This is a genomic window from bacterium (assembly GCA_035308905.1).
Lineage (GTDB): Bacteria > Sysuimicrobiota > Sysuimicrobiia > Sysuimicrobiales > Segetimicrobiaceae > DASSJF01.
The window spans coordinates 84,648-102,951 of sequence record DATGFS010000072.1 but is presented as its reverse complement, the minus strand read 5'-3'; the positions used below and the strand labels follow the sequence as shown (position 1 = coordinate 102,951).

The window sequence follows — 18,304 nt, the reverse complement described above, 5'->3', positions numbered from 1 at the left end:
CGCCCCATGACCTGCTTCACGAACCTCGCCAGCTGCGATCGCATCATCTACGCCGTCGTCCAGGCGTTCAATCTCCGGCAGGCCGGCCGCCCCGTGCTATGGCAAACTACACAAACCTCTTGACACTACCCCCCGCATCGGCGGCGACCCCATGGGAATAATTCCTTCCGGCGAGGGCGCAGGGTATCGTCGACGGGCGGGCGAATCTCGATGAACCAATCAGGACGTCGCTCAACGTGACCATACACTCGTGAAGACTCCCCCGATGAAGGCTCTCGCGCGGTGGTCTGCCCGCGTTGCGGCGTCGATCGTGGTTCTGGCCGTGCTCTTTGCCCCGCGGGTTCCGCCCTCGGCGACGACGCAGGCCCCGGTCTCGCCCCTCCAGCCGGCGGCCATTCCGCGGGGCGACACCCGGTTTCTCGTGGTCGGCCTGACCCAGGACCGCCTGCGCACGGATACGATCGAGGTGATCCACTGGGACGACGTGCATCACCGCGTGCGCATTCTCGGCGTCCCACGCGACATCAACGTGACCCTGCCGGGCATCAGCAATACCAAACTCGTGCATGCCTACTCCACCGGCGGCATCGGCCGCGCGCGGGCCGCGACGGTGCGGCTGCTGAACGTGCCGATCGCGCATTACGTGGTGTTCAGCCTGCCGGCGATGCGCCACATCGTGGACCTGATCGGCGGCGTGCCCGTCAACGTGGAAAAGCGGATGGTCTATACGGATCGGCTGCAGGGCCTCTTCATCAACCTGTCCCCCGGGTATCAGGTGCTCGACGGCGCCCACGCCGAGCAGTATCTCCGGTTCCGCAACGACCCCGAAGGCGACATCGGCCGCATCCGCCGCCAGCAGGTCTTTCTGCGCGCCGCCGTGGCGCAGACCCACAGGCCCTCGGTCATGCTCCGCATGCCGCAGATCATTCAAACGGCGCGGGGCGACGTCGAGACGGACTTGACCGCCTCGCAGCTGCTCGGATGGCTCCAACGCGTGCAGCCGATCAAGCCGGAGCAAATCAGCACCGAGTCGATCGACGGCCGTCCGGCGGTCCTCTACGACACGCTGGCGCGCCAGCGCCTCGATTTCTGGGTCCCGAACCAGGACGACCTTCACGCGAAAGTACGGTGGCTGCTGACCGGGGTGCTGCCGGATCCGAAGCCGTAACAAGCCTGCCCGCACATCGCCGCGGTCCGCCGGCACAAAAGGTGCCGCCGCGCGGCCGACCGAAGTGGTTGCCTGAAACATCATCTTAGCGTGGGGGTGAGACGGTGGCGAACGGCGTGGCACGGCTTCCCTGGGAATCGTATTACCGGTCCGGGTTGATCTCTCGCCGTCAGTTCGTGAAGCTCACCGCAATGCTCGGCAGCGTCGCGGCGATCGGCGCGACGACGGAAACGCTGGTCCGCCCTGCTCCGGCCGAAGCCGCGCTCGCCGCGCCGGCGAAGCAGGTCCTCCGCTACCCGGACAGGGAGCCGCTTCACTTCGATCCCGCCACCATGGAGGCACGGCCCGAGATCCTGATCGGGATGGCGCTGTTCGATCCGCTGATCACGTTCGACGCCGCCGGGACCGCGGTCCCGGTCGCCGCGCGGTCGTGGAGCGTGTCCGCCGACGGGCTCACCTACACCTTCCGCCTCCGGCCCGGCATGCAGTGGTCGGACGGGCATCCCGTCACGGCGGCCGATTACGAGTACGCATGGAAGCGTGTGCTCGATCCCGCCATTGCGAGCGACTACGCATCCGCGTTCTATCCGATCAAAGGCGCGTTGGATTACAACAAGGGCAAGGTGAAGACCGCGGACGGCGTGGCGGTCAAGGCGGTGGATGCCCTCACCCTCCGGGCCGTCCTCACCGAGCCCGCGGCGTACTTCCCGCGGCTCGTCTCGACCTGGAACTACATGCCGGTGCCCCGCTGGCAGGTGGAAAAGTACGATAAGAAGTGGGTCGAGGCCGGCAACCACGTCGGCAACGGCATGTTCAAAGTACAGTCGTGGCAGCACGACAAGGAACTCGTGATCGTCGCGAACCCGCGGTATTGGGGGCCGAAGCCCACGCTGCAGAAGGTTGTCTTCACCCTCACGGACGATCCGTTCCGGACCAGCCTGCCGGCCTTCGAGAACAACGAGCTCGACGTGACGGACCAGATCCAACCGGCCGACATCGCGCGGGTGCGGAGCGACGCCACCCTCGGCAAGCAACTGCACAAGTACCGCTGGTCCGGCACGGCCATGATGTTCTGCGACACCACGAACACCAAGTCGCCGCTCAGCAACGCGAAGGTCCGCCAGGCGCTGTACCTCGCGATCGATCACAATCGGATCTCCAACAACGTGCTCCGCGGCATCTACGACCCGGCCACCACCATCACGCCGCCCGGCACGATCGGCTACCTCGCCACGCCGCCGCTGACGGGCGGGGTGGCGCGCGCGAAGCAGCTGCTCGCGGAGGCGGGGTATCCGGACGGGAAGGGCTTCCCGGGCTTCAAGATCGCCTGGGGCAAGCTCGTGACCTTCGATCTGGTCGCGCAGGCGCTGCAGCAGATGTGGCAGGAATCCCTCAAGATCAACGTCACGCTGCAACGCATGGAGTCGAAGGAGTACAACGCCGCGTTCAATTCGTACGCGACGCAGCCGTACGACGCGTTCATCGACCGGTGGGGCTCGGACTACGAGGATCCCGCCAACTGGGCGAACATCCTGTTCGAGTCCGACCAGGACTTCTTCCACACGAAGTGGCACGACGCGCAGTACGACGCGGCGGTCCGAAGCGGGTCGGCGGAGCAGAATCCGGCGAAGCGCAAACAGCTCTACGAGTCGGCGGAGAAGATTCTGAACACCGCGCTGCCGGCCGTCCCTCTATTCCACCTCGGCGTCATCGTCGCGATCAAACCGTGGGTGCAGGGGTTCGCGCTGCCGCCGGCCGCGACCGCGTGGTACGGCACCTTCGGGCGCGTCAAGATCCTGGACCACTAGCCGTCGCCGGGCGGGGGCCGCGGCCGCGCGGCCCCCGCCCCCTCCGCCATGGGCGCCTATCTCGTCCGGCGGCTTCTCCTCGCCGTCCCGACCATGGTTATCGTCTACACGCTCGCGTTCGTGCTGATCCACGCCACGCCGGGCGGGCCCTGGGACAATGCCGAAAAACCGCTCGCGCCCCAGGTGATCGCCAACCTCAAGGCTAAATACCACATGGACGCGCCGCTGTGGACGCAGTACGCGCTCTACCTCGGCAACGCGCTGCACGGCTCGCTCGGTCCCTCGTACGTCAACACCTCGCAGGACGTCTCGGATATCATCGCGGCATTTTTCCCGGTTTCGATGCAGCTCGGCGCGGCGGCGATGCTGTTCGCGATCGTGGTCGGGATTCCGCTCGGCACGCTCGCGGCCGTCTACCGCAACACCGTGGTGGACTACGCGGCGACGGGGATCGTGGTCCTCGGCATCTCGATCCCGAACTACGTGATGGCGACGCTGCTTGTCACGATCTTCGCGGTCGTGCTCCACTGGGTGCCGACCGGCGGCTGGCGCGGCCTGCTGGACGTGCGGGTGCTGATTCCCATGACGGCCATCGGCTTCCGGCCGGCGACCACGCTTGCGCGCTACCTGCGCACGTCGCTGCTCGAAGTGCTCCACCAGGATTACATCCGCACGGCGCGCGCGAAGGGCCTCGCCGGTGCGCGCGTCATCGTCCGCCATGCCCTCCGCAACGCGCTGACGCCGATCGCCACCGTGTCCGGCATCCTCGTCGCGGACGTCGTGACGGGCTCGTTCTTCGTCGAGACGATCACGCGCGTGCCGGGCATCGGGCGCTACTTCGTCACCGCGACGACGGGCCGGGACTACCCGGTGCTGCTCGCGCTCGCGCTCTTGTTCGCGATCATCATCATCACGATGAACATCCTGGTCGATCTGTCCTACGCGCTGCTGGACCCGCAGGTGCGGTACGGCTAGCTCGCTCCTGCAGGCCGAGCGGGCGGTGCTCGCCGCCGATCCGCGCCGGCGCGCCCGCCGCGCCCTCGCGCGCTTCGCCCGTCACCGCATGGCAGTGGTGGGCGCGGCGTTTCTGGCGGTCGTGGCCCTGACCGGCGCCGCCGCCCAGACCCTCTCCCCGTACCGCTACGACAAGCAGGATCTCCTGACCACCTACGGATCCCCGGATGCCCGCCACCTCGCCGGGACCGACGCGCTCGGCCGCGATCTGCTGAGCCGCCTGATTTACGGCGCGCGCGTCTCCATGAGCGTCGGCCTGGCGAGCGCCGCGATCGTCCTGTCGGTGGGCGTGCCCACCGGCCTCGCCGCTGGCTACTTCGGGGGCACCTTCGACCTGCTGCTGATGCGCGTCGTGGACATCGTGTACGCCATCCCGTACCTGCTGCTCGTCGTGCTGCTGCAGACGTTCTTCACGGCGTTTCTGCCGTCGATCCGCTCCGGCCCGTTGGTCTGGCTGCACTCGCTGAACCAGGCGACCGGCGGCGTCGCCGCGATCATCCTCGCGTTGTCGCTGGTGGGCTGGCTGGACGTCGCCCGCGTCGCGCGGGGGCAGACCCTCATGCTGCGGCATCGGGAGTTCGTTCAGGCGGCGAAGAGTCTGGGGGCCTCCGAGGGGCACGTCGTCGTCACGCATCTGCTGCCGAACATCGTCGCCCCGCTCATCATTATGACGACGCTGCTCGTGCCGACCTTCATCATCGCCGAGGCCGGGCTGAGCTTCCTCGGCCTCGGCGTCCAGCCGCCGACGCCCAGCTGGGGCCTCATGATCGCGGAAGGCGTCGACGCGATCGAATCGTATCCGCGCCTGGTGATCGCGCCGGCGCTGGTGCTCGCCGCGACGCTCCTCAGCCTCAACTTCGTGGGCGACGGCCTCCGCGACGCCCTGGATCCCTCGTCGGACCGCTGAGAGCCCCGCGCTACCGTCTCACTGCAGGTGCGCCTTAAGGAAGCGCTGCACCTGCGTGTGCGCGTCGGCCGCCGCCGCGGGATCATACGCGAGGTGGACCAGCCCAATGTTGGGCACGTTGCGGGTGCGGGCGCGCCCGGGCGCGTCGAAGGCGTGCGTCGCGCCCGGATAGACCTTGAATTCGACCGGGGCGCCCGCGCGCTGATGAGTACCGGCACGGCGGTTCGCCACAAGAACCGTAGAATGACGCGGCGGTGCATGCTCGCCTCCCCCCGGTGGAGCGCGATCCCAAGATTCGATTACAGAACGTCTCAGGACTTCTTCACGGTCGTACGCTGAAGGAAGCGCGGAGGCTTCTCACCGGTTCTTTTCACAAGTTCCCCTACGGGCTGGAAAACGTCCTATCGCGCGGCGCAGGCGCTGGTAAACGGCGCCACCCCCGCGGAAAGCGCCGGCAGGTACCGGTAATGCGCACGCAGGTACTGCGTCACATTGGGCAACCATGCCTGATTCAAGTGCGTTGGATCGTTCGCCGCCAGCAGCGGCGCATACCGGTCCCGGACGAACACCAGGAAGTCCCCGGGGCGGCCCCGGCGCACCCACTCGGCGTACCATTCGTGTACCAGATCGGCCGTGGCCACCCGCGCCACGTTCTCCGGCACGGCCCCATGCCCACCGTAAGCCCGCGCCAGGGCTTCGTTGCCGAACGACGGCACCTGTTCGGCGTGGTGGATGGCCTCCACAATGTCTTCCGGGTGTGTGAGGTAGATCATCTCCCCAAACCCCAGAGCGACCGGCGCGGAGCCCGTGGTCGCGTGATGCGTGAATCGTTCGGTATCAAGGCGTGCCGCGTACACGTCGAACCGGCCCACGTGGCCGACGGTCACGATGAATCCCAGCGAGGCCACCATGAACATCCACCGTTTCCACGGCATGGCAATCACCTCAAGCAACCAGCGTCGCGTGACGATTGACCTCGCGACATGGGCGAATCGTAAACCTAAGCCCGGCCGAGACCAAGAGGATAGACCCCTACGGTCGGGCTTACCGTCGAGGGCTAACCTCTCTCTTTAAGCGTGAGATCTCCGATGAGGTGTCCCTAAAGTTGGTAGAAAGCTTCCTCAAGACCGTCGGGTGTATGGCCGGGGAGACCGCGTAATCACGCGGTGTCGAGCCGTCGCTTCCGCAGTTCAGTAGGCCCGGCCGAGCCGATCGGCTTTCGCGACCGTGTGTGACCCCGCGGTCACCTCCAGCCGGACCGTTTCTCCCGGCCGGACCCGCACGTACAAGTCTCGGCCGATCCGGACGCTGTGACCGTCGAGCCTGAGATGGTACTCCGGAATCCCCCGCGTGCCGCGTGTCACCCACTTCCGGGCGATCGTGCCTTCGAAAACCTGATGGGGCAACAACAAATCTTCCGCGCTGAGCGCCGCCAGGTACAGCCCGAAACCGCCGAACACCAGCCCGAACACCAGCGCGAGAAGACCCAGAATGACGGTGTTCATCTTCCGGCCGAGGCCGCGATCGGAAACGGGAATTGAGCGGCCCTGAACGGCGCGGAGAAACTGCCAAACCCCAAAGAGTCCAAACGCCGAGAGCCAGGTCGCGAGCACAATTTGCCGGTAGAGCAGGAGTTCGGTGGCCATGGTGCCCATGATGAGCATGAGAAACTGGGGCACCGCCAGCAGTCCGATCCCGGCGGAAAGCAGTCCGGCCGGCCGATTCCGGCCCCGCAGCCGGCGCCACAGCAGAACGCACACCGCACCGGCCAGCAGCGCCGGAAAGAACAGCGCCCGTGCGGCGTCAACCAACTACCGTCATCTGCGTGGCTGGAAGAATCAAGCCGGACCTCGGCGCCGTAGAATCGCGTAGACATCCCGTCGGTTGCGAATCGCCCACACCGTCACCGTAGGGCCTTGGATTGCGTAGCAGACGCGGTAGTCCCTCCGTACTAATCCACATACACCAACCGACGGAAGGGGTGCAGGCGCCAAAATCGAAACATCAGACAAGACATTTTCGGCCTCCTTCGGGTGGGAGGGCCTGTACTTCACGGCCCTGGTGTTGTAAAAAGGCGGCGTCAAGGAAAGCTCCATGGCCGAATCGAGAGCTCCAATTCCGCCCGCCGTGACCGACGCCCGTGCCGAGCGGATTTTTCCAATTGACCGAGGCTTAGATGCGGCGCCTCGCTTCTCACGGCTGAATAAGTGGGCGCTACGGCTACCCTGAGATGCAGCGACCTACAGTGCCCCCGAACCTAATATGGATACCGTCGGTCGGCGTGCGTCGTGACGGGCCCGCTGCGGCCTCGACCGGGCCGGTCGCCCCCCGTGATGGTATGAGAACGCTGCGCCCCCAAGGGTACCGGTAGTACCCTCGTAATCGTGGCAAAAACGAGCAAATTTTCGCGCAGGAGTGGCGGGACGGGGTCCGAACGAATCAGGCTACCAATGCACAGGCACCGCGACGATTGGTGGTTCAACGCGATGAGGGGGTGTGACGATGGCATACAGTGTGGAAGGGCGTTTGCTCGAAGCCTGCTCGTGCGGGGGGCCATGTCCGTGCTGGGTGGGTGACGATCCCGACGGCGGCAAGTGTGACGGGATGCTCTGTTATCACTACGACAAGGGCGAAATTAACGGCGTCAACGTAAGCGGTCTTACGGCGGCCTTCGTCGCGCTGATTCCCGGCAACATCCTGAAGGGCAATTGGAAGGTCGCGGCGCTCGTAGACAGCAAGGCCCGGCCCGAGCAGAAACAGGCGATCCTGGCCATGCACACGGGCAAACTAGGAGGTCCGCTCGCGGAATTGGCGTCGCTGATCGGGGAGGTTATGGGCGTCTACGACGCGCCGATCGATTTCAACTTCACGGAAGGCAAAGGAACGATCCGCATCGGAGACACCGTGTCGGCCGAAATGCAGCCGTATACCGACTCTCAGGGGCGTCCGACGAAGTTGGTCGACAGCATTTTCAGCACGATTCCAGGATCGCCTGCGTTCCTCGGCAAGGCGATGTCCTACAAGGTCAATCTGCCAAAGCACGACATGAAGTGGGAGTTCAACGGGCGCAATGCCGTGTTGGGAACATTCCGGTTCGAGGCATAGCGGGCACAGGCGTTTCGGCCTGAGCGGCGAGCGCCCGTGACGTCAGCAACGCTGCGGCGGTGATCGGCACCATGCGCACGGTCGATGATATCCGCTGGTACACTCTGGCGGCTGCCTCGTTGGTCCTATTGGCCTGGGCCGCCCTCATCGCGTGGGGCGCATCGCCGTTCGCAGGTCTGCTCGACCACCGGGGGATCGGGGAGGGGGTCCTCCCCATCTCCCGCGTGGTCGTCTTTGTCGTCGGGTGGACGCTCATGGTGATTGCGATGATGCTGCCGGGGAGCCTGCCGCTGATCAACCTCTTCTCCCGAATGGTCGGGGGTCGGCCTGGCCGAACAGGGTTCGTGGTGCGTCTGATCGTTGGCTATCTCGGCGTGTGGGCGATCTTCGGCGGGGCGGCGTTTCGAGGCGACGCCTACGTGCACGCCGCAGTAGCACGCTTTCCTGCGGTGGCCGATGCCACCCAGTGGATCGGAGTGGCGATCCTGCTTCTGGCCGGCGTCTACCAGGTCACACCGCTCAAGGACATGTGTCTGACCAAGTGCCGGTCGCCCTACCTGTTTCTCGCCGAACATTGGCGTGGCAAGAACCCTGCCCGAGACGCACTGGCGCGCGGCACGGGCTGTTCTGCGTCGGCTGCTGCTGGACACTGATGCTGCTCATGTTTGCCGTCGGCGGAGTTAACCTGGGCTGGATGCTGGCGCTCGGCGCGATCATGTCGGCGGAACGATCATTCCGCTGGGGCCAGCATCTCACGGTACCGCTCGGGCTGGTGTTGATCTTGGCCGCGCTGGGCTTGGTCTACCGGATGTCGCTTGTGACCGCGTTGTTCGGCGCGTCTTGAGGGACCGAGTCGCTCAATGCTCCACATTATGAACCGCTAGCCGGATGCGGTTTCTCGAGATCAAGGCGGCGATGGCGAAGAACGTCGAGGCCGAATTGGGCGATCCCGTCCGGACACCGCTTCGGGCGCACGTCGTGACCGCGCGCAAACCGTGACCGGCAGCACGCCGCGCGCAACGCTGCGAACCGTCGACCGAGTCGACGTCACGATCGTCATGGACAATTTCGTAGACGTGCTTATGGCCGGTTCGGAGGGCGTCCGGCGATACGCCGCGCGCGATTTTTCCGACCGCGATCAACTCGTCGCCGAGCACGGCTTCTCCGCGCTTATTAGCGTGCACTCCGGCCCGAATCGGGAGTCCCTGTTGTACGACGGCGGACTCACGCCGAGCGGCCTTGGCCGCAACCTCGACGTCCTCGGCGTGAGGGTCCGCGACTTGCGTGCGATTGTCATTTCCCACGGACATGCGGACCACCACGGCGGGCTCGAAGGACTGTTCAAACGGTACGGCCGGTGCCGCCTGCCGCTCGTGATCCACCCGGAGGCGTGGCGCGAGCGCAAAGTCGTCTTTCCCACGGGGACCGAACTGCGTCTGCCGCCGCCGAGCCGCCGCGATCTCGAGGCGGAAGGCCTCCAAGTAATCGAGGAGCGCGGGCAAACGCTCCTTCTCGACGGTGCTGTGCTCGTTTCAGGACAGGTCGAGCGGACAAACGAGTTCGAAAAGGGCTTTCCGATCCATTACGCGCAGACGCTGGCGGGGTGGGAGCCCGATCCGCTCATCGTCGACGACCAGAATGTCGTGCTGAACGTGAAGGGCAAGGGTCTTGTGATCGTCTCCGGCTGCTCGCACGCGGGCGCCGTGAACGTGCTGCGGAACGCGCAGCGCCTGACCGGCGTCACCCGCATCGCGGGTTTCATCGGCGGTTTTCATCTCACCGGCGGTCTCTTCGAGCCGATCATCGAGCCGACCGTGAACGCCTTTCGCGAGGCCGGGGTTGAACGGCTGTTGCCGGCGCACTGCACTGGATGGAGGGCTGTGCATGCACTCGCGCGCGCCATGCCGTCCGCGTTTGTGCAGCCGGCCGTCGGGACGACCGTAGCGTTCTGATTCAATCCGACTCCGGACTTGGGCTTCCGAAAGCCGATTCTCTCCTGCCATTTAGCCCTCCCGGCTCACTTTGACCGTACCCGGATCAGCCTCGGCCGTTTGTCCGGCCGGACGCCCTTCAGCGCCGCGTGCCGCGGCCCGTCCTTCAAACGCTGGCGGCACTCGACCTGGACGACCACGGTCGGCCGGACCCATTGGGGCGGCGTGTCCGGGAGTTCCCGGAAATCGTCCCGCAGGTCCGGCACGGCGCGGAACGGGCACGTCTTCCGGCGCGTGCCCTGGAGTTCTTCCAGCAGCACCGCGCGCGTCGTCTCGGACAGACCCGTGCCGCAAAACCCGGCGTACGTAAAGGTTCCCTGCCGGTTGAACTGGCCCAGGATCAGATGGCTCGACCGTATTCTGTTCGGTAGGAGGCGTCTACCAAACAATCGGGAACGGCGTGACCGACGTCGAGCGCCTGCACGACATCAAGGCTGCCGTCCCCTTGGGCGACGCCTGCGGCGGCCGTTCCTCCTGTACAAACGCGACTTCGTCGCGCGGAGGTATCCTCAATTCACCAAATCATGTCGGTTGATCTCCATTAGATGCACCGGCATTCCGCTGTCCGGGTCGGTGCCAGTCCCGAGATAGCGAAAACCCGCCTTCTCATAAGCGCGAAGCGCGCCGCGATTACGTGGCGAAGGGTCTACGAAACACACGTTGACGGCCGCGTCCCGGAACACGACATCTGTCAGGAATTGTCTGAGGATGCCCGCGCCGAGTCCTCGATGCACGTAGAGAGCCTCGCCGATGAAGAGATCGAGTCCCTCACCGGCACCTATGCTGTGAAGACCCCACGCTCCAGTGCGAACGGGATAGAGTTGAATGTAGCCGATAGGCACCTCGCCGCGATAGATGACATACGATGTGACATCGGACGCCCCGGTCACCCGGGGGAGATATTTGGCCTGCACCTGGCCGAGCGTCGGTCCCGGTCGGTCCCACCACTCCAGCACGTGCGCTGTATTCAGCCAGCGGTGAAGCAGCGGCAAGTCGTCCTCCGTAAGCCGCCGAAATGCGAAAGGCGGCTCCGGGCGATTCACACGATCTCCGGCGTTAGTATCCACCGAACCAACCAGCCGCCCCGTTGAGACCTTTCCAAGCAAACAATCCCCGCATTCTGGAACGCGATCACTTCACCGGTGTCGGTTCCGGCTCGTCGCCGTCGGTTTCTTCGGGAACGACGCGCCCGGTCGCATCCCGGAGGTGATGATCCCGCCAACGTCATCCGTCACATCATCGAAGATGTCGTCCTCGGCGTCCCGGGACGTAGTTTCGTCCATGGAGCGCGAAGGCTTACTCGGGTACGGCTCGTCCTCCCACTCGCCCAGCCCGTTGCCAGTCATCGCTCCCTCCCTTCGGCGGCTTCCGCGACGGTGCGCGCCCGCCGAGGATCACGAACGCCAGCCCCCGCTCCATCGCCTCGTCCATCGCGTCCTCCCAGAACGGCCCGATCTCCTTCCGCCACTCCTCGCGGCTCATCATGCGCGACTCCGGTCCGCCCCTCGCGGATGTCGGACGCCTCGCGGGCGCGATGATGATTGCGCCGGTGCCGTAGATCTCCTCGAAGATCGGCTCGTCCTGCGGCGGGTATCATCGCCAGCGGGCGACGGGTCGTCGGTCGGCTGGTCACGCTTGCGGTCGTCTTCCTGCGCCACGGCATGCACCTCGGCATAGTTCCGCCTCCGGCGAGTGTACAATACTATCGGAGGCGCAACGATGACGCGACTCAGCACGGAGCGGCAGGGGCGGGGTAGTAGCAGTTGGACCGTCACGTTCAGGATGCCGGGCGATCCTATCGGTCCGGCCAACATTGATGGTCCCAACGCCATGGTCGTGGAGGCGGAGTCTCCCGAAGAGGCGACACGGAAGATTCGGGTCGAAGTTGAGGGAGCCGAAGTCATCACGGTGCGGCCGTGGACTCCGCCGAGTCCGCCCTGTGCCACATGATCGTGCGAGTACCCGTTGGCACCCGAAGGCCAAATCGACGGGAAAGCCCCCGCCGTGGAAGGGTGACGACTCTATGTCCCTACGAGGCTGGCAGGTCACCTGCGTGCAGTGCCAGTGGAATATGCATGCCGTTCATCGGGCGCAGGCCGACCAAGGCAAACGTGACCACGAGAAATCCACGGGCCACCACCAAGTGACTGTCTATCCCGTGGCCGAAGGCGATCCTACCGGGGAACGTCACGTCGAGGGCAAGCCGTCATAGCGCCTGGCGACCGGCTTGTCGGACTCGCCGCGCTGGCCCCAGGTGCTGCCCCGTAAGGATGTAGGCGACGCCCCTCTCGATGGCCTCCTGCGTCCGATCGACGACACGCCAGCCGCCGAACGGACCCCGGACCCCTAGTGGCGATAATGTGCCTGTCGGCCGCTTCCGTTTGCTGTTGCGATTCTGCGGGACGTGGATCACCTTCCCTCGTAGTCGTCTGCAGGTGGCGATACGCTTGCGGTCGGCTCCGGCGGCCTCCGCCTCCGCCAGCCCGACACGATGACGCTCAGCGGCCCGTCCGTCTTCGCCAGGTGCGCCCGGGCCTCGATCACCCGCGCCACCAATGCCTCGACGTCTTCTTCGCCCCTCAGGAGCCGCACGACGATGCCGTTTACGAAGCCGCCCGAGTGGTGAGCGACGACAAAGCCGATCTCTTCGACTCGCTCCATGCCCCACTCGCTCAGATGCTCGTTGATCGGCCGTCTGTGGCTCTTGAACACACTCGGGTGGTAGGGCCCGCCGTAATACGGGCGGCCATCTTCATGGACGCCCCAGCCTCCGAATCCTCCAACCGATACCTGGCGGGTGTCGGAAAGAGGAGGAGGAACAGCGTGACCCTCGAGGACAGCGTTCGCCGTCATCGCGTGGCGATCTTGCAACACGCCGCCCTGCTCGGCAATGTGACCCAGGCCTGTCGGGAAGCCGGGATCTCCCGGACGCTCTCCTACCGAATGGCGCCGACGGTATCTGCGCTACGGTGCCGTCGGACTGCGGCCGCGGCCCAGCCAGCCGACCCACTGGCCGCGGCAAGCGATCCCCGGCCCTGGAGCACCAAGTCTTGGCCTACGCTCTGCTGTGGCCGGCGCACGGCCCGGCGCTGATCGCGATGCAATTGCGGTAGCCCTGTGGGGTGGCTGGCACAACAGCGCCTCGGGCGTCTACGCGATCCTCAGACGACATGGCTTGCAAGGCCAGCTGAGAGCAATTGAGGACGACGGTTGGAGGACAAAAGTGTCAACACCTCGTCCATACTGGACACCCTAGAACCGGACAACATTGCCCCGGCGTTCAAGCGGCACCTGACCCTCGCAGGCTTGCCGCAGGACGTTCGGTTTCACGATCTTAGACATACGCACGTCGCCTTGCTCATAGCCGCCGGGGTGCACCCCAAGGCCATCCAGGCTCGGTGCGGTCACACATCCATAATGACACCACTGAATCGGTACGGGCGCCTGATGCCGAACGCGTACGCCGGGATAGGTGAGCGGCTGGACGGGTGAGCCTCTGCTCTCGGTCGCCACCGGCCTGCCCACCAAGCCATGTGGTCCGCAGAGAAAAGGGGAATGCACACGTCAAACTGAAAATCCGAGGGGGGACCCTACAGGGTGGAATCACTGGGTCAAAAAGGGGGCAGGTATGTATCGGCTTCGCCAAGGCTGGTTGGCCAAGGTTACTACCGCAGCGTTCATCGTTGCCGCTGCGACAATCTTCACCCGGCCTTCTCCGGCGTTCGCTGAGCATTCATTCAGGATCAACAACTACGGTGACCACACGATCAGCGCGGTCTACATCAGCGGGGTGGATCGAGACAGTTGGGGGCGAAATCTTCTCGGTGACTACTACATCACCCCGGGGCATTATCAAACCTTCACTATTCGTGAGGGCTGTGCCGAAGATATTAGGCTCGTCTACACGAACGAGCACCGCAGCACCCGTCGAGATCTGGACACCTGCAGGTACAACCTCGATGCGAATTACTAGTTCGTCACGAGGATAGGGATCGGCTCTTCAATGGACGCGGCAGGGAACATTATTGCCAAGAGGGCGGTAAACGCCCTTATCGCATCTGCAGAGTTAGGATTTCCAATGGACGCGGAGGTGGGGATCGCTCTCAAATTCATCAAAGCACGTAACAGGGGCTTATGGGTCGGTGGCACCATGTATCTCTTGCCCGATTGTCTCGATTTCCGACCAAATGCACTGAACCGATTCACGCACAAAGGCGATATGAGCCGTCGCGTACCTTTGGCCGACATTGCGGCGGTCATCGATCACTTCGGAGTCGCCATGCGCATCGTGACCGTGGCACTTCGGGATGGCGCGGAGTTCAAGTTCCGCTGCTATGGAGCGGCAGAATTTGCGCACCAAATCCGTGATCAAGTACGAGTGAGTGGAGACCCGCGCGACGGGCAGCCGCGATAGCGTAAATCAAGCGTCAGAGGTTCGCTGTCGTAATAGACTTTTCGCCCACAGACCGCCGGACGATATCGCGTGCCGCAGGCGCTGACGGTAACCGATCGGGACGACCACGGCCGGCCGCACCCACACGGGTGACACGTTGGGCAGGTCCCGGAAATCGTCCCGCAGGTCCGGCACGGTCCGAAACGGGCACGTCTTTCGGCGGGTGGCCCGACGGCACAGCGTAGTGTAGCGGCAGATTTCCTTTCGAAAATAGAGAGGCCCGGGTCGTCCCTGGCCTCTCTTCACTTCCGACCATTCGAAGGTACAGGATTACTTCAGCGCAAGAGCATGTGGCCCGTTGCCCACAACACTACGCCGATGAGCACCAGGAGCAGGAACATTTCACGGTCCCTCCCTCGTCGCGAGTCTTCGCACCGTGCGTATCCGATCATGCCCACGAACGCACGGTGCCCAGACCGGACTCAGGCACTCAGCCGAGTGTTCGAACGAGCAGCGGTCCCTTGGACATCGTGCGGAGTCTCCGCATATTCCGCGTCGGCCTCGGCTCGCAAAGGTCTCCTATGCCATCGCTAAGCGCGTGAGCGGCCGGTTCATCGGTGAGAGGGAGGTCGCGCCCATCACGGCGGGTAAGAATCCGCTGTACGTCTCCCGTCAGATGGGACACCATAGCCCGGCATTTTCGTTCACGGTCTACGGACACCTAATGGAATCGCTTCCTCGCCAGCAGGTCGAGTGGATCGACGAGTTGGTGTTCCCGGAGGGCTTCGAGACTGCACTCAATTTGCACTTGTCCGGCGCTCCGCAGGGTGCCACGACACGCAGTCCCGTGCAGTCTGGGCAACCCTCCGAACCCTTGAAAAATGCGGAGTTTGCAGCGGCGTGCAGTTCGGCGCAATCAGATACATGGCTGAGGGAGGGCGCGGGCACGAAAATGCACGTGCTCGTTCCCGTGGCACGCAGGAAGCGATCAGGGCTCGATTCCGGCGACGGCCGGGCGTTAGGTTATGTTTCGGGCGTGCCTTGACCCGTGCCTCGGGCACATCCGGTGGATTTCGCGTGTCACCGGCGGGGACGCCGTTTTTTCAACTAGGGTACTTGTACGGACGGCGCTTGGCCCTTGCCGACTAACCCGAAGACCAAGAATGTGACGGGAGCCGTTGAACTGGAATTTCCTGGAGTGATCACAGTCTTTGGCACAAGGTGGTATGCTTGACCTTGGGCAATGGTGACCGTGGGTTTGCCGTCCATCTCCAACTTCATCGAGCCCGAAATGACATAGAAGAACACATCGCCTGTGTGATACTGTTTGCGACCGACGGCCCCGGAATCTTGCTGTACCACATTCAGATACCCTTCCGTGCCCTGAAAATCAGTCAGTTCCGTTCGGAGTACTGGGGTGTTTCTGACCGCCTGCGTTTGCGCCCGCAGCGCCTGACTGCTTAGCATCCCGACCGCGATACCTACTGCCACGAATAACGCGGTATGTGAGAACCGACGCATCATGCCCCCCCATGAGGTGATGAATTCCTCTGTAGACAATTTCAGTAACATTGTCTCGTAAAGAAAACGTCACGATGATGCCTGTGCCAGTGCAGCCCGGCTGGAGGCGGGGGGCACCACACGTCGGGCAGCGATTATCCAAGGCCGCGCTCATGGTGGGAAATTATTTACGCCGCCCACGTCCCTACCCTGGTCATGCCGCCAGCGGGACCCGATCCTCGTCACTATCGAGGTTCGTCAACCGCTATGGCGGAGGCTCCTGCTCCGTCTTTCTTTCCGTCGCGCCAAAGAAATCTCGCAACGGACTGGTGTCCCCGATGATCAACTTGGGAGGCCATGTCACACTGTGATCCCTTGGCCAGATTTCGGTAAGTGATCTTCAAAAACCCGGGGTGCGCGTTGAAGCCGAGTGCCCAGGGTGTCTTTCATGGACCCGTCCGCCTGGACAATCCCGTACCTCATTTGGTCTTCCTCGGGGAAGAGACCGGCAACCCATTCGGTGATGACGTGTTCCCCGGTGATTTTGGATTCTGTGGAATCGCAAAAGACGCACGCCTTTGGCATCACCGGTAGAACGGGCCTTCCGCCTCCCTCATGTGCCGTTGATGCCAGGTGTTCAGGCCGCCAGCGGGACGCGCACCCTGAGGGGTTCAAATGAGTGCCCAAAATTTGGCTGGGGGAGGAGGATTCGAACCCCCGCTAACGGGTCCAGAGCCCGTCGTCCTACCGCTAGACGATCCCCCAGCGGCTGCGACCACAATTATACCACGCGGCTGCGGCCGGCTAGCGCGCCTCGTCGCTGTGAGGCACGGTCTCCTGCGCGAGGCGCGTGGCGCGGTCGAGGCGCGCGAGGACACGCTCCTTGCCGAGCACTTCGATCAGCTCGAACAGGCCCGGCCCGACCGTCTTCCCGGTGAGGGCCACGCGCACCGGATGGATCACGTCCTTGCTCTCCACTCCGAGGGCCGCCGCCGTATTCCGCACCGCCTTCTCGATCCCACCGACCTCGAACGGCTCGACGCGGGCGAGCGCGTCCCGCAGGCGGCCGAGCATCGCGACCGTCGCCTCCCCATGGAACTGCTTGCGCACCGCCTGCGGATCGTAGGCGATCTCATCCCGGAAAAAGAAATCGCCGTAGGTCAGGACGTCTTTCGGCAGCCGCAGGCGCTCGCCCATGATCGCGACGACCCGCGCCACGTAGGCGCGCTGTGCCGGACCCGCATCGCCCCCTTCGGGGACTAGCCGCGTCTGTGGCTCACGCCGTAGGCCCAGGGATGCGCGGGCGTCGCCCCCCTCGGGGACTACCCCGCGGGATGCGCGGGCGTCGCCGTCGAGCAGCCCGGCGTCACGCAGTGCCTCGACGACGAGATCGACGACGCGCTCGGGCGTCCGGCGAAGCGCCTCTTGGAGGTAGACGCCGTTCATCCAGGTGAGCTTCTGGGCGTCGAAGACGGCGCCGCTCTTCCCGACGTCCTCGATGCGAAAGCGCGCGATCATCTCCTCGACGCTGAAGATCTCGCGGCCGTCCTCCGGGTACCAGCCCATCAGCGCGAAGAAGTTCACCAGCGCCTCGCGCATATACCCCTGCGCCTTGTACTCCCGCACGGCGGTATCGCCGTGGCGCTTGCTGAGCTTCTTGCGGTCGACGCCGAGCAGCGACGGGAAGTGCGCGACCCGGGGCTGCGCCCAGCCGAACGCCTCGTACATCAGGAACTGGCGCGGCGTGTTGGAGAGATGCTCCGCGCCGCGCGTGATGTGGGTGATCCGCATGCTGTGGTCGTCGACCACGTTGGCGAAGTTGTACAGCGGCGTGCCGTCCGAGCGCTGAATGATGAAATCGTCCAGATCCCCGGCCGCGAACTCGACCCGGCCGAGCACGAGGTCGTCGACCACGAGCGGTCCGTGGGTCGGGGGGACGCGGAACCGCAGCGTCGCCCGCCGTCCCGCCGCTTCCATCTCGGCGCGGCCGGCCGGCGTGAGGTCGCGACAGCGTCCCGAATAGCGGTACGGCCGGTGCTCGGCCCCGGCGCGCTGCCGCTCGGCCTCCAGCTCTTCCGGCAGGCAGTAGCAGGGATAGGCCGCGCCCCGCTCCACCAGGATCTTCGCGTGCTCGCGGTACAGGCCGGTGCGCTCTGTCTGCCGGTAGGGACCGAAGGGCCCGCCGACGTCCGGCCCTTCGTCCCACGTGATGCCGAGCCAGCGCAGATCCTCGAGAATCGCGGCCTCGAACGCCTCGGTCGACCGGCTGCGATCGGTGTCCTCGATGCGCAGCACGAACTGCCCGCCCTCGTGGCGGGTGAACAGCCAGGTGAAGAAGGCCATCCAGGCGCCCCCGACGTGGAGGTAGCCGGTGGGGCTGGGAGCGTAGCGCGTGCGAACCGCCATATCTTGAGCGTA

Annotated in this window: 19 protein-coding genes and 1 tRNA gene; 10 read left to right on the top strand and 10 right to left on the bottom strand. The window is 64.8% G+C overall.

Annotation, left to right across the window (positions count from 1 at the left end):
- Positions 1-265 precede the first annotated feature (265 nt).
- The 4 genes from VKT83_18855 to VKT83_18840 all read left to right on the top strand — a co-directional run bounded on the left by VKT83_18855 (position 266) and on the right by VKT83_18840 (position 4,897).
- Positions 266-1,168: an LCP family protein gene (locus VKT83_18855; GenBank protein ID HLY24532.1), complete on the top strand. Its 903-nt coding sequence runs from the start codon at positions 266-268 to the stop codon at positions 1,166-1,168.
- A gap of 116 nt (positions 1,169-1,284) precedes the next feature.
- Complete coding sequence (locus tag VKT83_18850; GenBank protein ID HLY24531.1) at positions 1,285-2,976, top strand: peptide ABC transporter substrate-binding protein; 1,692 nt, start codon at positions 1,285-1,287, stop codon at positions 2,974-2,976.
- A 48-nt stretch (positions 2,977-3,024) separates the two neighbouring features.
- A complete protein-coding gene (locus VKT83_18845) occupies positions 3,025-3,951 on the top strand; it encodes an ABC transporter permease (GenBank protein ID HLY24530.1) in 927 nt (308 codons plus the stop codon).
- Between the two features lie 25 nt (positions 3,952-3,976).
- Entirely contained in the window at positions 3,977-4,897 is a 921-nt protein-coding gene (locus VKT83_18840; GenBank protein HLY24529.1) for an ABC transporter permease, read from the top strand.
- Between the two features lie 18 nt (positions 4,898-4,915).
- Here the strand turns inward: VKT83_18840 and VKT83_18835 are convergent, their stop codons facing one another.
- From VKT83_18835 to VKT83_18825, 3 genes are all read right to left on the bottom strand, one after another.
- Positions 4,916-5,128 carry a dienelactone hydrolase family protein gene (locus VKT83_18835; GenBank protein HLY24528.1) on the bottom strand — a complete coding sequence of 71 codons (213 nt, stop codon included), beginning with the start codon at positions 5,126-5,128 and terminating at the stop codon, positions 4,916-4,918.
- Positions 5,129-5,298: 170 nt separating this feature from the next.
- Positions 5,299-5,832: a hypothetical protein gene (locus tag VKT83_18830; GenBank protein ID HLY24527.1), complete on the bottom strand. Its 534-nt coding sequence runs from the start codon at positions 5,830-5,832 to the stop codon at positions 5,299-5,301.
- Positions 5,833-6,087: 255 nt separating this feature from the next.
- Positions 6,088-6,708, bottom strand: coding sequence for a hypothetical protein (locus VKT83_18825; GenBank protein ID HLY24526.1), 621 nt, complete (start codon positions 6,706-6,708; stop codon positions 6,088-6,090).
- 691 nt (positions 6,709-7,399) lie between these two features.
- Here VKT83_18825 and VKT83_18820 point away from each other — a divergent pair.
- The 4 genes from VKT83_18820 to VKT83_18805 all read left to right on the top strand — a co-directional run bounded on the left by VKT83_18820 (position 7,400) and on the right by VKT83_18805 (position 9,954).
- Positions 7,400-8,002, top strand: a complete 603-nt coding sequence (locus VKT83_18820) for a DUF1326 domain-containing protein (GenBank protein ID HLY24525.1) — start codon at positions 7,400-7,402, stop codon at positions 8,000-8,002.
- Between the two features lie 59 nt (positions 8,003-8,061).
- Positions 8,062-8,655, top strand: coding sequence for a DUF2182 domain-containing protein (locus tag VKT83_18815; protein ID HLY24524.1), 594 nt, complete (start codon positions 8,062-8,064; stop codon positions 8,653-8,655).
- On the top strand, positions 8,655-8,846 hold the full coding sequence (locus tag VKT83_18810; protein HLY24523.1) for a DUF2182 domain-containing protein: 192 nt from the start codon (positions 8,655-8,657) through the stop codon (positions 8,844-8,846). Before VKT83_18815 ends, VKT83_18810 begins: the two co-directional genes overlap by 1 nt.
- Before the next feature lie 151 nt (positions 8,847-8,997).
- Positions 8,998-9,954, top strand: coding sequence for an MBL fold metallo-hydrolase (locus VKT83_18805; protein ID HLY24522.1), 957 nt, complete (start codon positions 8,998-9,000; stop codon positions 9,952-9,954).
- Between the two features lie 65 nt (positions 9,955-10,019).
- On the opposite strand, the gene VKT83_18800 is transcribed toward VKT83_18805, so the two are convergent.
- The 4 genes from VKT83_18800 to VKT83_18785 all read right to left on the bottom strand — a co-directional run bounded on the left by VKT83_18800 (position 10,020) and on the right by VKT83_18785 (position 12,867).
- Positions 10,020-10,382: a hypothetical protein gene (locus VKT83_18800; protein HLY24521.1), complete on the bottom strand. Its 363-nt coding sequence runs from the start codon at positions 10,380-10,382 to the stop codon at positions 10,020-10,022.
- A gap of 120 nt (positions 10,383-10,502) precedes the next feature.
- Complete coding sequence (locus VKT83_18795; GenBank protein ID HLY24520.1) at positions 10,503-11,036, bottom strand: GNAT family N-acetyltransferase; 534 nt, start codon at positions 11,034-11,036, stop codon at positions 10,503-10,505.
- Between the two features lie 253 nt (positions 11,037-11,289).
- Positions 11,290-11,478, bottom strand: coding sequence for a hypothetical protein (locus VKT83_18790; GenBank protein ID HLY24519.1), 189 nt, complete (start codon positions 11,476-11,478; stop codon positions 11,290-11,292).
- A 924-nt stretch (positions 11,479-12,402) separates the two neighbouring features.
- Positions 12,403-12,867 (bottom strand): hypothetical protein, encoded by a 465-nt coding sequence (locus tag VKT83_18785; GenBank protein ID HLY24518.1) that lies wholly within the window; start codon positions 12,865-12,867, stop codon positions 12,403-12,405.
- Between the two features lie 754 nt (positions 12,868-13,621).
- Here VKT83_18785 and VKT83_18780 point away from each other — a divergent pair.
- Together VKT83_18780 and VKT83_18775 are read left to right on the top strand one after the other, a co-directional pair.
- On the top strand, positions 13,622-13,966 hold the full coding sequence (locus VKT83_18780) for a hypothetical protein (GenBank protein HLY24517.1): 345 nt from the start codon (positions 13,622-13,624) through the stop codon (positions 13,964-13,966).
- A gap of 30 nt (positions 13,967-13,996) precedes the next feature.
- A complete protein-coding gene (locus VKT83_18775; protein ID HLY24516.1) occupies positions 13,997-14,407 on the top strand; it encodes a hypothetical protein in 411 nt (136 codons plus the stop codon).
- Positions 14,408-15,493: 1,086 nt separating this feature from the next.
- Here the strand turns inward: VKT83_18775 and VKT83_18770 are convergent.
- The 3 genes from VKT83_18770 to gltX all read right to left on the bottom strand — a co-directional run bounded on the left by VKT83_18770 (position 15,494) and on the right by gltX (position 18,292).
- A complete protein-coding gene (locus VKT83_18770) occupies positions 15,494-15,958 on the bottom strand; it encodes a cupin domain-containing protein (GenBank protein HLY24515.1) in 465 nt (154 codons plus the stop codon).
- Between the two features lie 619 nt (positions 15,959-16,577).
- Positions 16,578-16,651 (bottom strand) — tRNA-Gln (locus VKT83_18765).
- Positions 16,652-16,690: 39 nt separating this feature from the next.
- Positions 16,691-18,292: a glutamate--tRNA ligase gene (gene gltX / locus VKT83_18760; GenBank protein ID HLY24514.1), complete on the bottom strand. Its 1,602-nt coding sequence runs from the start codon at positions 18,290-18,292 to the stop codon at positions 16,691-16,693.
- Between the last annotated feature and the right edge of the window lie 12 nt (positions 18,293-18,304).